This is a genomic window from Olleya sp. AS48 (assembly GCF_038900355.1).
In the GTDB taxonomy this organism is placed as follows: domain Bacteria; phylum Bacteroidota; class Bacteroidia; order Flavobacteriales; family Flavobacteriaceae; genus Olleya.
This window is the reverse complement of the sequence record NZ_JBBMRD010000005.1, coordinates 47,524-60,944: the sequence shown is the minus strand read 5'-3', so window position 1 is coordinate 60,944 and position 13,421 is coordinate 47,524. Positions and strand designations below refer to the sequence as shown.

Here is a 13,421-nt window from a genome sequence, read left to right as displayed (position 1 = left end):
TATGGATGCTATTACAGTAATTATACCAACTTATAACGAGGAAGCTTACATTGCGCAAGCGATCCAATCTGTGGACTTTGCTTCTCAAGTTATTGTTGTGGACTCCAATAGTACTGATAATACAGTAAAAATTGCACAACAAATGGGTTGCGAGGTCTATTTACGTGCATTTGACAATTTTTCTAACCAAAAAAATCACGCGTTACAATTTGCAAAAGGTGACTGGATTTTATTTGTAGATGCTGACGAGCGTATACCTTATGCCTTGCAACAAGAAATTTTTGAAGCTATAAGCAGTAATAAACATGCTGGATACAAGCTTAATTTTCCGCATTATTACATGAATAGGTTTTTATACCATCACGGTGATAATGTGACACGATTAGTAAAACGTAACAACTGTAAATTTGAAGGTCTGGTGCACGAAAAACTGATTATTGATGGTACCATTGGACAGTTAAAAAATCCTGTGCTTCATTTTACCTATAAAGGATTATTACATTACATAAGCAAAAAAGATAGCTACGCGTGGTTTCAGGCAGAGCAAATGCTTAAAAAAGGAAAAAAAGCGACTTATTTTCATTTAGCGTTTAAACCCTTTTATCGTTTTTTTAGTAGTTATATTTTAAGGCGTGGATTTATGGATGGTATTCCTGGTTTGACTGTTGCAAGCGTAAATGCTTATGGTGTGTTTTCTAGGTATGTCAAGTTAATGTTACTTCAAAAAGGAATTAAATAATGTTAGAACAACTAAAATTCATATACTTAATAATAGCTTTAACACAAATAGCAATTGGAACTTCTTTTGTTTTTATTGGATTTAAAATTATAAAATTATTTAAAAACAAGCCTCAAACACAACACCATTGGTACACTAAATATCAAACAACTTTTAAGGTTGGAGGTTTAATATTAATAATTTTTGGTAGTATATCGCTTCCCTTTTTTAACTTAATCTAAAACCAGTTTTTACCTTTTTTTAGCTTTCGCTGAAATACCTTCATACTGTCATCTCCTTTAATATCCAAACGCTGAATTTCGTAATGGTTTTTAAACGGAAACTTGTTGACTCTATTTCCTATTCGTAAACCATAAGCAATATTATTATCCTTTAAACATTTAAAAAAAGCATGCTGCTCCTCGCCTGTTTTAGGATATTTCCCGTAAGGATAGGCTAAGGTATTATTAATTTCAAGATTGTTATTGACTATAAAATCTTTACACAAATCAAAATCCTTTTGGATAGCATCAATAGATAACAAATCATAGCGTTGGTGGGCAAAACTATGCAAACCTAATTCAATAATATCGCTATTTAAACTTTGTAATTGTTGGACAGACATAATTGGTTCCTCACCTTCATCCCAAGTATTAACACCATTTACATACTTAAACGGAATGTAAAAACAAGCTTTTAATTTGTATTTTAAAAACAATGGATAGGCTAATTCTAATTGATTAACATACACATCATCAAACGTGATTATTACAGCCTTTTCAGGAAAATCTTTAGCAGAATTAAATTGCTGTAAATCTTTAAAATGCAACGTCGTATAACCATTTGCTTTTAGGTATAACAATTGCTTTTCTAAAATTTTGACATCAATAGTCAACCCTTTACTCTCATTTGACTGAGTGGTTACACTATGATACATTAAAATGGGTAATTTTGGCACGTTGTTTTAATTTGAATACTCTGCACACAAATATATAAAGCCTAATGGTTATATTTGGCAAAAATCTGATTTTCTCTTGCATGATAACTGCTCTAGCAATAACATATAACGAAGCACATAATATAGAACGCTATATTAATAGTATGTCTTTTGCAGATGAAATTATTATCGTAGACTCCTTTAGTACTGACCAAACCGAAACATTAGCACAACATCCAAAAGTCACGTTTGTCAAGCGCGTTTTTGACGATTTTTCTTCGCAAAAAAATTATGCAATTAGTTTAGCAAAACACGATTGGGTTACCTTTTTTGATTTAGATGAAGTAGTGCCTGAAGCATTAGCTACAGAGCTTGTCGCTACCGTTAGGTCTAATCCAATAGCTAAAGCTTTCCGCGTAAAGCGTGATTACCATTTTATGGGAAAACGTATTAAATATAGTGGTTTTCAAACAGATATTGCTGTCCGTTTATTTAACAAAAACCATTGCAAGTATAATGGTAAATTAGTACATGAAGCTATACAAACTACTGCTACCATTGGTAAATTAAGACACCACGTTAAGCACCAAACGTATAAAGATTTTGATAATTATAATCAAAAATTAACGCAGTACAGTAAACTACAAGCAGAAGCTTTATTTAAAAAGAATGTACGTCCAAATTTGTATCATTTTTTATTTAGACCTTGGTACAGATTTATGCACCAATACTTTTTAAGGTTTGGATTTCTAGATGGTAAAGAAGGATTTATTATTTGTTATGTCCATGCGTTTTCGGTGTTTAAACGCTATATCCAATTATGGACCATGTATCGTAATATAGATTAAGGTAAATACTTATCTACTCCGTTTTTTGCCCATTTAATACTTTGGGCAATAGTTTTTTGCTCAATAGTATCATTAATCTCAAATCTATCTCTAGATTTTTCGTTGTGATATATATGAAACACAATACCTCTATAACGTAAGCGTCTAGCTTGCAAACCATTATTATGCATTCTTAAGACTAACTCAGAATCTTCTCTTCCCCAACCAGTTATATCTTCATTATAACCATTAACAGCGATAAAATCTTTTTTAAAATAAGAGGTATTACAACCTCTAAATTTACTTGAAAACTCAGCATTTGTTTTATATAATTTACTTAGCATTGGAATATGTAAAGCACGAGTACGTTTTTTTATTCCTTTAGAAAAAGCTGAAAAAGAGGTTTGTTTAGTCTTAAACAAAGTTTCTAAATAATCTTTTTGGATATTTACTCTAGATCCAAATAAATAAGTGTTTTCTTGAACAAATTGTAAATGATCCTTAATAAAATGCGAATGCATAATACAATCTCCATCTACCTGGATTATATAATCTCCTGATGCTTTTGCTATTGCTTTGTTTAAAATATGGGCTTTTTTAAATCCTTCGTCTTTTTGCCAAATATGAATCAAAGGAATTTCAAATTTTGTCTTAAAACTATCAATTAAAACTTTAGTATCATTAGTTGACCCATCATCTGCAATAATAACTTCATCAGGTAACTGACTTTGGTTTAATGCGCTTTGTAAAACTAAATCTAATGCTTCTGGCCAATTATAAGTAGCTATTAATAAAGTTGTTTTTAAATGCTTCATACTAAAAATAAGATTCGAATTCGATTTTACTTTTATTAAAAATCTTTAAAAATTTAAACCATTGCCCAAAATTTTTCTTCAGTAAAAAAGACTTTGTTGGTGCCAAAGCTTCGTCTTTTTCTACTAAATTTTTAATTTCATTTAAATCATGTGTTGGAAAATAGCCTAAACTTTTCCAGATTTCTGGATCTAAATAAAACAGGTTTTTTAATTCTTTGTAATTGTTTTTATCTGCTTTTTGCCATTTTGGGAAAAACTGATCGTTAAGCTCATGAGAATGTCCCCAATTATCAAGTTTAAATTTTAAAGACGCTTCGTCTCTGGATAAACACTCGTGTAGCAATACATTATTGGTATATATTACACGCTCTTTACTATTTCTGGCATATTTATAATTTGGGTAATTAGTCGCCAACATTACTTTTGTAGGCTGATCAACGTAAAGCATTCCGTCTTCTAAATACTTATAAATATTAATTAAAAAACCAGCTATTTGAACTGGATTTTTCTTAGGCTTATCCAAAAAATGATCGTGTTGACGTAATGTTCTAACAAACTGAGTGAAGTCAATAAAAATCTCGTCACTGTCTACTTGCACTAACCAATTACCAATACCCATTTTAATGGACAACATGTGACGTTCTCTGGTATCGTTTTGGATAGCATTTAGCTCTGGCACAAAAAAATTGTCTTTATAAATTTCAATTTTATTGTGCTTATCAAAATTTGAAAGCCATTCGAAAAAAGTAGGATCAACATCAAAAGTTTCACCTTTCCAGGTACGTTGTTTATGGTCTAAAGCTAGATATATTTTATCCGCTTGTTCATAAACTGGAGGAATAGACAATTTTAATTTCTCGTAGTCATAAGACATTAAAAAACCAACAACAATATTTTTCATTATAAATATTTAGTTAAACAAAACTAATAAATATTAAAACTTAAGTGAGTCAATCTCTTGGTTTTATTTATTTTTACCCAAAAATCAACTACATGGATGTCTCTATAATTATTGTAAACTTTAATTCTTCTGGTTATACCATTAATTGTATTGACTCTATTTACAAATTTACTAAAGACCTTAGTTTTGAGATTATTGTTGTTGATAACCAATCTAAACCAGAGGATGTTAAAACGTTAGAATCACACTTAAAAATTGCTGATTTTACTTTAATTAAAAGCAAAGAAAATTTAGGCTTTGGAGGCGGAAATGATTTGGGTTACCAACATGCTAGTGGTAACCATTTAGCATTTGTAAACAATGATGCTGAGTTGACTGAAAACTCGCTTTTACAGTTATTACATTACAGTCAATCTCAACCTAAAGTAGGCTGTATTGGTTTAAAACAAGTAAATGAAGATGGACATCCATTTAAATATAGTTTTAGACAATTTATTGATCTAAAATACCATTTATTTGATCAAAAAAAACCAGTCAAGTATTATAGTAATTTATACAACTCTGACTTATCAGAACCCTTTACGGTTGATTTAGTTTCTGGTGCTTTTATGTTTTTTAAAACGGAAGCTTATAAAAAATGTGGTGGATTTGATCCTAAAATATTTTTATTTTATGAAGAAATGGATATTTGCCTACGCTTAAAAAAACAAGATTACATTACACAATATTATCCTAAATCTACATTTATCCATTACATGGGAAAAAGCTCTGGAAATGTTGCTTTAAAACGCGAATTTACGGTCTCTTACCTTTATGTAATAAAGAAAAACTACAGTACGTTGTATTACCAATTTTTACGTTTTATTTTAATTTTAAAATACGGAATTAAAAGTATTTTTAAACCTAAAAAGCATTTAATACCGTTTAAAATAGCGCTTAAAGGTGGAGACTCTTTAAGGTTTTCAATGCGAGCTAAAGATTAATTATTTGCAGTAATTGATTTTCAGTAACTTTTAATGAAAACGGTTCTAAAAGAGTTTTACAACTATTAGATGCTTCATCCCAAAGCACTTTGTTAGTATATAAATCGACCACTTTTTGAGCTATTGCTTCAGTATTATTGGCAATCATTATTTGTTTTTGGTTTCCAAAATCAAAACCCTCTGCTCCAACATCTGTTGTAACTAAGGGTAAACTATGCTCTAAACTTTGTCCAATTTTACCTTTTATACCAGCTCCAAAACGTAAAGGAGCAACAAATAGTTTTGAGTTATTAATTACTACATTTAAATCGTCTACAAAACCCAAAAGCTTAAAGTTGCTTGAGGCTAAGTCTTTAATATCGTCTGTAATATAACTGCCTATAATATTAACTGTAACCTCTGGAAGTGTTTGCCAAACAATTGGCATAACATCTTGTTTTAAATATTTTACTGCATCAGTATTGGGATCATGTCTAAAGCTACCTACAAAGAGTAAGTCTTTTCTGTTTTCAAAGGAATTAAAATCTTCAGACTTATCTATATATTGATGAATGTTACTAATTAAAACTACTTTTTCGTCTGTATTAAAATGTTGTTTAAGTAATACTTTATCTGTCGTTGAAATCGCAATAACAACATCTGCATTTTTACAATTTTGTAATTCTATTTTAAGAAATTTTTCGGCTTCAGCCTTTAATGCTTCATCTTTATTAAGTTCATATTCTCTTAATAATCTGATATAATGAAAATCTACCATATCAAACACTAACTTAACCTTTGGATTTGCTTTTTTCACTAAAGCTTGATACTTATCAAAAATTAATGGTCTATGTAGCCAAGCTACATCCATTTTTGGTGCCATCTGCTTAATAAAGCCTTCAATTGTAACTAAATCACCTTTACTATCTATACTTGGTTGATATACATTAACACCTAAATCTTTAAATTTTTGAATGTAATCACTTTTGTACTTATATTGTTTTAAATCTGCTACTAAAAATACTGATACTTTATTTTTTAGTAATAGTTTTATAATTTCAGTTAAGCGTCTTGACCCAGAATCTTTATTAAATTCAGGAATAATTTCATCTATAATTAGTACGTTTTTATCGGAGAATTTAAAATCATTTTCATTAAAAAAAACTTTATTTTTCTTGAGTTTCTTTTTCAACAGAAATAATTTAAACTGATTTTTAAGCTTTTTAAGCATTTACTACAAGTATTCATTTATAAAATTATTCACTTCTTTTTCCATTTTAATCTTCATGTCTTCCATTGTTTTTTCAGACGACAAGTTAAAATCTACTACATCATGTAATTTTAATTTATTTAATAAATAGTTTTCCGTTTCTTTTTTATAAGCCGATTTAAAAATCTTATTTAATTTTTGTCGTTTGGGCATTGGTGCTTCAATAAAAACATTTTTTTTAATCCCTATAGACAATAACCAATCATTCCATTTAAATTCAGAGACCTTTTCTCCTTCAAATAAATGAGCATTAAAACGAAGTCTTTTCCAAGGGACTCTTAGTGCATCTGCCAGAATACAACCATGCATGGCTTCGCTAATAATGGAATTACAACTTGAAATTTCTTTCATAAATTGTTCCACATCACCATTTGTAGGTAGTATTAATTTCCAACCCAATGCGTCACATATTTTCTGCCAATTTACCTTATCTATAGACTTAAAATAAGGCACAAAACCTATATCATGCTTTTTAGGTAGTTTTAAATAATTTGAATATTCAGGTAACAACGCTAAAAAGTATGCGCCATCAGCTATATAATTATCTGCTTTCCCTGTAAGTTTAACGGAACTATAAGGTCCACGAACAAACCTAACATCCCACGAATTATCAAAATCAAAAGCCTCATTAATTGACCTTACTCCTGTTCCAAAAATGACCTTTTTATTATATGTTTCTGCTTTATTTATAAAATCAGAGTTTTCAATTAAAATGGAACCAATACCAAAAAATGCAACATCTTTATTATCCTGAAACAAATCTTGTTTAAATACTTTTGGCCAAAGCCAAACATTTAAATCATCTCCAAAATTACCTTTCTCTGATTTATAATAAATTAAATTCATCTATTTTTGTTTATTCAAATATATAATAAAAATGAGTGCTAATATGTCTTCAGAAATAGAAAAAGTTGTTACCATCTTAAAACAAGGTGGCATTATATTATATCCAACTGATACTGTTTGGGGTATTGGTTGTGATGCAACTAATGCTAATGCAGTACAAAAAATTTACAAACTAAAACAACGCCAAGACAGTAAAGCACTAATCTGTTTAGTTAATAACTATAGCATGCTAGAAAGACACGTTGACAATGTCCCAAATATGGCGTATAATATTTTGGATATTGCTGACCAACCAACCACAGTTATTTATGACGCTCCAGCAGGAGTTGCAGAAAACTTAATAGCAGAAGATAACACCTTAGCCATACGTATTGTTAAACACAAATTTTGCGAAAAACTAATAAAATACTTAGGTAGACCATTAGTTTCTACCTCAGCAAATATATCAGGCCAACCAACACCAAAATCCTTTGAAGAAATTAGCGAAGCTATTTTAAAAGGTGTGGATTATGTCGTAAATTTGCAAAGCGAAAATAAAAACGCAAAACCCTCTACCATTATCAAATTATCTAATAAAGGAGAGGTGAAAATTATTCGTGAGTAAATTTACAATGAATTATAAAGACGCCTTACAAAATCCGATATTCAAAATTATTTCTGAAGCCTCTAAAAACTTAAATTTAGACAGCTATGTTATTGGTGGTTTTGTTAGAGACTACCTTTTACAAAGAGGAAATGCTAAAGATATTGATATTGTTGCAGTTGGTAGCGGAATTGAATTAGCCAGAGCTGTTGCACAACTATTACCTAATAAGCCTAAAGTGCAAGTTTTTAAAACTTATGGCACAGCAATGTTGCGCTACAAAGATGTCGAAATAGAGTTTGTTGGTGCTAGAAAAGAATCCTACAATGAAGATAGTCGTAATCCAGTTGTGGAAAACGGAACGTTACAGGACGACCAAAATCGTCGTGATTTTACAATAAATGCTTTAGCTTTAAGTTTGTCACAAACTAACTTTGGAGATTTATTAGACCCTTTTAATGGCATACAAGATTTAGAAAACAAGATTATAAAAACACCTTTAAATCCTGACATTACCTACAGTGACGATCCTTTGCGCATGATGCGTGCCATTAGATTTGCAACCCAATTAGATTTTATAATTGAAGACGAATCTTTAAATGCAATTACAAGAAACAATAAACGCCTTGATATAATTACCAAAGAGCGTATAATTGTAGAACTTAATAAAATATTAGAAAGTCCTATACCTTCTAAAGGGTTTTTACTTCTAGAAAAAACAAAACTTTTATATCACATTTTACCAGAACTTACCAATCTAAAAGGTATAGACGAGGTCGAAGGTCAAACCCATAAAGACAATTTTTACCACTCGTTAGAAGTGGTTGACAACATTGCTAAAAACACAGATGATGTTTGGCTACGTTGGGCAGCATTACTACACGACATTGGTAAAGCACCAACCAAACGCTTCAGTAAAAAAGTAGGTTGGACTTTTCATGGTCATGAGTTTGAAGGTTCAAAAATGGTATACCATTTATTTAAACGTTTAAAAATGCCACTAAATGACAAAATGAAATTTGTCCAAAAAATGGTGTTTATGAGTTCCAGACCTATAGTCTTAGCGCAAGATATAGTAACAGACTCGGCAGTAAGACGTTTAGTCTTTGATGCAGGAGATTTTGTAGACGATTTAATGACGCTTTGCGAGGCTGATATCACCACAAAAAACCCTAAACGCTTTCAAAAATATCATAACAATTTTAAGATTGTTAGAGAAAAAATTATTGAAGTTGAAGAAAAGGATCATGTCAGAAACTTTCAACCGCCTGTTTCAGGTGAGGAAATCATGAAGACATTTAATTTAAAACCTTCAAAAGAAATTGGTATAATTAAAGAAGCAATAAAAGAAGCAATTCTGGAAGGTGATATTCCTAACCAACATGAAGCAGCTTTTAATCTAATGTTGGAAAAAGGAAAACAACTAGGACTAACCGTTAATTAATTTGGATGATGTTAGAATTACGTAAAACCAATTCTGATAATACCGACTTTAAAAGTCTTGTCAAACAATTAGACGATTTTTTAAAAATCACAGATGGTGATGACCACGCATTTTACAACCAATATAATGGATTGCAAAACATTAACAACGTTATAATTGCTTATAAAGACAACACTGCTATTGGCTGTGGTACCTTTAAAAAATTCAGTAAAAATACAGTCGAAATAAAACGCATGTTTACCACAGAAACAGCCAGAGGACAAGGAGTTGCAACACAAATACTGCAAGCATTAGAGCAATGGGCTAAAACATCAGGTTTTACATTTAGCATTTTAGAAACAGGAATTAGACAAATAGAAGCGATTAATTTATATAAAAAATGTAATTATCAAATCACCGAAAATTACGGACAATATCAAGGTGTAAGCGAAAGTTTATGTTTTAAAAAAGAATTGTAAATAAAAAAAGAAAAAGGCAATGAAAAAAGATAACAAAAAAGTCATCTATTGGTTGTTAACAGGATGTGTATTAATTTTTATTATGGTTATTGTTGGTGGTATTACACGATTAACGCATTCTGGCTTATCCATTTCAAATTACAAACTTATTTCAGGTACCATTCCGCCAATGAATGATGTCGAATGGCAGGAGGCTTTTGATTTGTACAAACAATATCCTGAATATCAAAAATTAAATACACACTTTACCATAGAGGAGTTTAAGGATATTTATTTTTGGGAATGGATCCATCGTGTTATTGGACGTTTTATTGGTTTGGTGTTTTTCTTACCGTTTTTATACTTTTTAATTACCAAGCAACTTACCAAACCTACCATTAAAAAATCTATTGGTTTAATGTGCTTAGGTGCATTACAAGGTTTTTTAGGATGGTATATGGTTAAAAGTGGCTTAGTGGATAGACCTGATGTTAGCCATTATAGATTAGCTATGCACTTAACTACAGCATTTATAACCTTTTCGGCTACTTTTTGGGTTGCATTAGACTTAATGTTTCCGTTTAATAAAATTGTAAATACAGGATTTAACAGGTTAGTAAAACTAGGGATGTTGGTCCTTTTAATACAAATTATTTATGGTGCTTTTGTTGCTGGATTAGATGCAGGTTGGGTACATAACCATTGGCCAATGATGAGCGAAGGAAAATTTATCCATGAAAGCGTATATATTGAGCGTGATAGTTTATTTGCTAACTTAACAGAAGGTAAAAGCGGTGTGCAATTTGTACATAGGACTTTAGCTTATATTGTTGTTGTGTTTATTTTATTAATTTATTTTAAAGGAAAAAAACATATCGAAACCAATTACCAACGCAGAGCATTAAACGTATTATTATACCTAGTCTTTTTTCAATTTATTTTAGGCGTTTTTACTTTAATATTACAAGTTCCGGTTTGGTTAGGTGTTGCGCATCAAGTAGGTGCCTTTTTATTACTTAGCGCAATGACATTTACGTTACATCGCTTTAGCAAATAACACCTAAAAGCAGTATCTTTACACCCTTATTTTATTATTATGATTTACAGATTTAGAGTAATACTAGACAACGATACAGAAGAAGATATTTTTAGAGATTTTGAAATTCGCGAAAGCGACACTTTAGAAGACCTACATAACGTTATTACGCAATGTTTTGGCTTTGATGGTAATGAAGTCGCTTCGTTTTACTTAAGTGACGACGAATGGAATCAAGGTGAGGAAATTAGCCTTTTTGACATGAGTGACGGAATAAATGATGTTAGATTAATGAATGAAACTAATCTATCTGACACTGTCCATGAAGCACAAACTAAATTAATTTACGTCTATGACTTTATGAATATGTGGACCTTTTTTGTTGAATTAGCTGAAATTGTTGAAGTTGCAGAAGGTGTTGATTATCCAAACCTAATGTATGTACAAGGTCAAGTTCCTACTGAAGCTCCTGACAAAATATTTGAAGCAGAAAGCAATGATGATGATTATGATGAATTTGATGACGATTTTAACATCGATGATTACGATAATTTGGACTTTGAGGAAAACTGGAATTAAAAATCTTTTGTATTAACGTCTTCATAGTTACGTTTTACAAACTCCAGAGCATTTCTTAAAATCCCACCCATATTTTCACTTTTTTTAAACTCTAAATCCATGGTATATTCATGGATTTTGGTTTTTAATAGCGCTATATTTTCTTCATTAGATATAACATCATGTGTCATACAATCTAGCAATCGCTCCAAACGATCGTTATAACTAATCATACGCTTAGCCACGATACTGCGTTCTTCAATTTTATATTGATCTATAGACTCCTTTTTAAACTTACTAACGACCAACTCTACCAAGCGCAGATTTTCTTTAAAAAACTGAGGTCTGTATACCTTAAACTTACCTTCATAACATTGTTGGTCAAAATCTATGGCTCTAATTTTAAACACCACATGATCAAAGTCATGGGTTGGCACAACTACGTAATTATAAGAGCGCATATCACCAAGTAGCCTGATCATACAACGCTCGTTAAACTTAACAAACTCTTTTGCTATTTGGGATTTTTCAGATTCAGAACAGTCATCCAACATGGTTTCAATAAATACATCTCCAGGGATTCCTGCAATATGCTCTTCGATTAAAGTATTACCATGTACCATAAAATTTAATTGATATGGAGATAACATATGCTCTAATTCTAGACCATAAATACGAGAAGCGTCTGCTTTTTTGACATAAAAATAGGTGTAGTTGTCATTTAAAACATTTCGGATTTTTATTCTAAAAGGTTTAGAGTTTCCAAAAGTACAATAATCAATAGCGTCAATATTTAAAAAGGCATTACTGGTTTCGTTACCATCAGAATGCAGTCTACTGTATACTTTTTTTAGACTTAAATCAATTTCTACTCTATCAAATTCACTAAAGTAAACACGTATCCACAGCGTATCGTTATCATCTTTATCATAAACGGTTACAGAACCTTGAAAACGCAAAAGGTCATCATACAGTATTGTAATTTTAGAGTTTCGGTTATAATCAGACAAATAACTACTCAATCTATCATTAATTGGGTAGGATGGTTTTTTCTTCGAAATTTTTAAATCCTTCATAAGTTTTTCTGTCATTCAAATTTATAACTAATTTTTAAATTGTAACATTTTTACCAATCAATCGTCTTACTTTTAAACCAATCAAAAAACCACACCTCTTGGAAACAATTTTAACCATTAGTAATCTAACTAAAAAATATGGCAATTTAACTGCTGTAAACAATTTATCCTTTACCATTAAAAAAGGAAATGTCTATGGCATTTTAGGACCTAATGGTAGTGGTAAATCAACTACTTTGGGTATCACTTTAAATGTAGTTAATAAAACCAGCGGAAGCTTTAGTTGGTTTGATGGACAAACATCCACGCATAATGCTTTAAAAAAAGTAGGTGCTATTATTGAGCGTCCAAACTTTTATCCATACATGTCTGCTTACAAAAACTTAAAGTTAGTTTGTAAAATTAAGGAGATTAGTGAGGACAAAATTGACGAAAAACTTGAACTAGTTGGTTTATTAGATAGAAAAGAGAGTAAGTTTAAAACCTTCTCGTTAGGGATGAAACAGCGTCTAGCTATAGCGTCTGCCCTATTAAACGATCCTGAAATATTAATTTTAGACGAACCCACAAACGGATTAGACCCTCAAGGAATACATCAAATTAGAGCTATTATAAAAGATATTGCAAGTCAAGGCACAACCATATTATTAGCTTCACATTTATTAGATGAAGTAGAAAAAGTTTGCTCTCATGTAGTTGTACTTAGAAAAGGTCATAAATTATATGAAGGTCCTGTAGACCAAATGATATCTAGTGAAGGCTTTTTTGAACTAAAATGTGATAATCCAGAACACCTTGTAACCTTTTTAAATAGCCATCAAAATATAAAAAACACCAAAGTAACAGATGATCTAATTACTGCATTTTTAGATACACCAATGTCAGCATCGGCTTTTAATAAAGAATTAATTGATAACGGAATAGCCTTGTCACACTTAGTACTTAGAAAAGAAAGTTTAGAAGAACAATTCCTTCAACTTACTGACAATTTAGAGGACCAAAACTAATCAA

General features: G+C 30.7%; 16 protein-coding genes. 10 read left to right on the top strand and 6 right to left on the bottom strand.

Annotated features, from left to right (window positions below):
* Position 1 precedes the first annotated feature (1 nt).
* A complete protein-coding gene (locus tag WNY60_RS07620; protein ID WP_342862020.1) occupies positions 2-739 on the top strand; it encodes a glycosyltransferase family 2 protein in 738 nt (245 codons plus the stop codon).
* Positions 739-960 carry a hypothetical protein gene (locus tag WNY60_RS07615; RefSeq protein WP_145002395.1) on the top strand — a complete coding sequence of 74 codons (222 nt, stop codon included), beginning with the start codon at positions 739-741 and terminating at the stop codon, positions 958-960. Before WNY60_RS07620 ends, WNY60_RS07615 begins: the two co-directional genes overlap by 1 nt.
* Here the strand turns inward: WNY60_RS07615 and WNY60_RS07610 are convergent.
* Entirely contained in the window at positions 957-1,676 is a 720-nt protein-coding gene (locus WNY60_RS07610; protein ID WP_261375343.1) for a polysaccharide deacetylase family protein, read from the bottom strand. The genes WNY60_RS07615 and WNY60_RS07610 overlap by 4 nt on opposite strands.
* Before the next feature lie 80 nt (positions 1,677-1,756).
* On the opposite strand from WNY60_RS07610, the gene WNY60_RS07605 reads away from it, so the two are divergent.
* Positions 1,757-2,503, top strand: a complete 747-nt coding sequence (locus WNY60_RS07605; RefSeq protein ID WP_145002397.1) for a glycosyltransferase family 2 protein — start codon at positions 1,757-1,759, stop codon at positions 2,501-2,503.
* Here the strand turns inward: WNY60_RS07605 and WNY60_RS07600 are convergent.
* Both WNY60_RS07600 and WNY60_RS07595 read right to left on the bottom strand, forming a co-directional pair.
* Positions 2,500-3,297 carry a glycosyltransferase family 2 protein gene (locus WNY60_RS07600; RefSeq protein ID WP_342862019.1) on the bottom strand — a complete coding sequence of 266 codons (798 nt, stop codon included), beginning with the start codon at positions 3,295-3,297 and terminating at the stop codon, positions 2,500-2,502. The genes WNY60_RS07605 and WNY60_RS07600 overlap by 4 nt on opposite strands.
* A 1-nt stretch (position 3,298) precedes the next feature.
* The gene (locus WNY60_RS07595) at positions 3,299-4,198 is read right to left on the bottom strand and encodes a hypothetical protein (RefSeq protein WP_342862018.1); all 900 of its coding nucleotides are present in this window, start codon (positions 4,196-4,198) and stop codon (positions 3,299-3,301) included.
* Between the two features lie 44 nt (positions 4,199-4,242).
* On the opposite strand from WNY60_RS07595, the gene WNY60_RS07590 reads away from it, so the two are divergent.
* A complete protein-coding gene (locus WNY60_RS07590) occupies positions 4,243-5,181 on the top strand; it encodes a glycosyltransferase family 2 protein (protein WP_342862017.1) in 939 nt (312 codons plus the stop codon).
* Here WNY60_RS07590 and WNY60_RS07585 read toward each other — a convergent pair.
* Positions 5,171-6,352 carry a glycosyltransferase gene (locus WNY60_RS07585; protein ID WP_342862016.1) on the bottom strand — a complete coding sequence of 394 codons (1,182 nt, stop codon included), beginning with the start codon at positions 6,350-6,352 and terminating at the stop codon, positions 5,171-5,173. The genes WNY60_RS07590 and WNY60_RS07585 overlap by 11 nt on opposite strands.
* 42 nt (positions 6,353-6,394) lie before the next feature.
* Positions 6,395-7,276: a polysaccharide pyruvyl transferase family protein gene (locus WNY60_RS07580; RefSeq protein ID WP_342862015.1), complete on the bottom strand. Its 882-nt coding sequence runs from the start codon at positions 7,274-7,276 to the stop codon at positions 6,395-6,397.
* Between the two features lie 31 nt (positions 7,277-7,307).
* Here WNY60_RS07580 and WNY60_RS07575 point away from each other — a divergent pair, with 31 nt between their 5' ends.
* From WNY60_RS07575 to WNY60_RS07555, 5 genes are read left to right on the top strand one after another with little or no spacing between them, the layout of a single operon-like run.
* A complete protein-coding gene (locus tag WNY60_RS07575) occupies positions 7,308-7,880 on the top strand; it encodes an L-threonylcarbamoyladenylate synthase (protein WP_339808535.1) in 573 nt (190 codons plus the stop codon).
* Positions 7,881-7,887: 7 nt separating this feature from the next.
* Entirely contained in the window at positions 7,888-9,303 is a 1,416-nt protein-coding gene (locus WNY60_RS07570) for an HD domain-containing protein (protein WP_145006708.1), read from the top strand.
* A 5-nt stretch (positions 9,304-9,308) separates the two neighbouring features.
* Positions 9,309-9,761, top strand: a complete 453-nt coding sequence (locus WNY60_RS07565; protein ID WP_315897453.1) for a GNAT family N-acetyltransferase — start codon at positions 9,309-9,311, stop codon at positions 9,759-9,761.
* 19 nt (positions 9,762-9,780) lie between these two features.
* Positions 9,781-10,797, top strand: a complete 1,017-nt coding sequence (locus tag WNY60_RS07560; RefSeq protein ID WP_145002411.1) for a COX15/CtaA family protein — start codon at positions 9,781-9,783, stop codon at positions 10,795-10,797.
* Positions 10,798-10,836: 39 nt separating this feature from the next.
* A complete protein-coding gene (locus WNY60_RS07555) occupies positions 10,837-11,355 on the top strand; it encodes a plasmid pRiA4b ORF-3 family protein (RefSeq protein ID WP_145002413.1) in 519 nt (172 codons plus the stop codon).
* Here WNY60_RS07555 and WNY60_RS07550 read toward each other — a convergent pair.
* Positions 11,352-12,425, bottom strand: a complete 1,074-nt coding sequence (locus WNY60_RS07550) for a hypothetical protein (RefSeq protein ID WP_261375346.1) — start codon at positions 12,423-12,425, stop codon at positions 11,352-11,354. The two genes, WNY60_RS07555 and WNY60_RS07550, sit on opposite strands and share 4 nt — an antisense overlap.
* Before the next feature lie 83 nt (positions 12,426-12,508).
* Between WNY60_RS07550 and WNY60_RS07545 the strand changes: the two genes are divergently transcribed.
* Positions 12,509-13,417, top strand: a complete 909-nt coding sequence (locus WNY60_RS07545; RefSeq protein ID WP_342862014.1) for an ATP-binding cassette domain-containing protein — start codon at positions 12,509-12,511, stop codon at positions 13,415-13,417.
* The last annotated feature ends 4 nt before the right edge of the window (positions 13,418-13,421 follow it).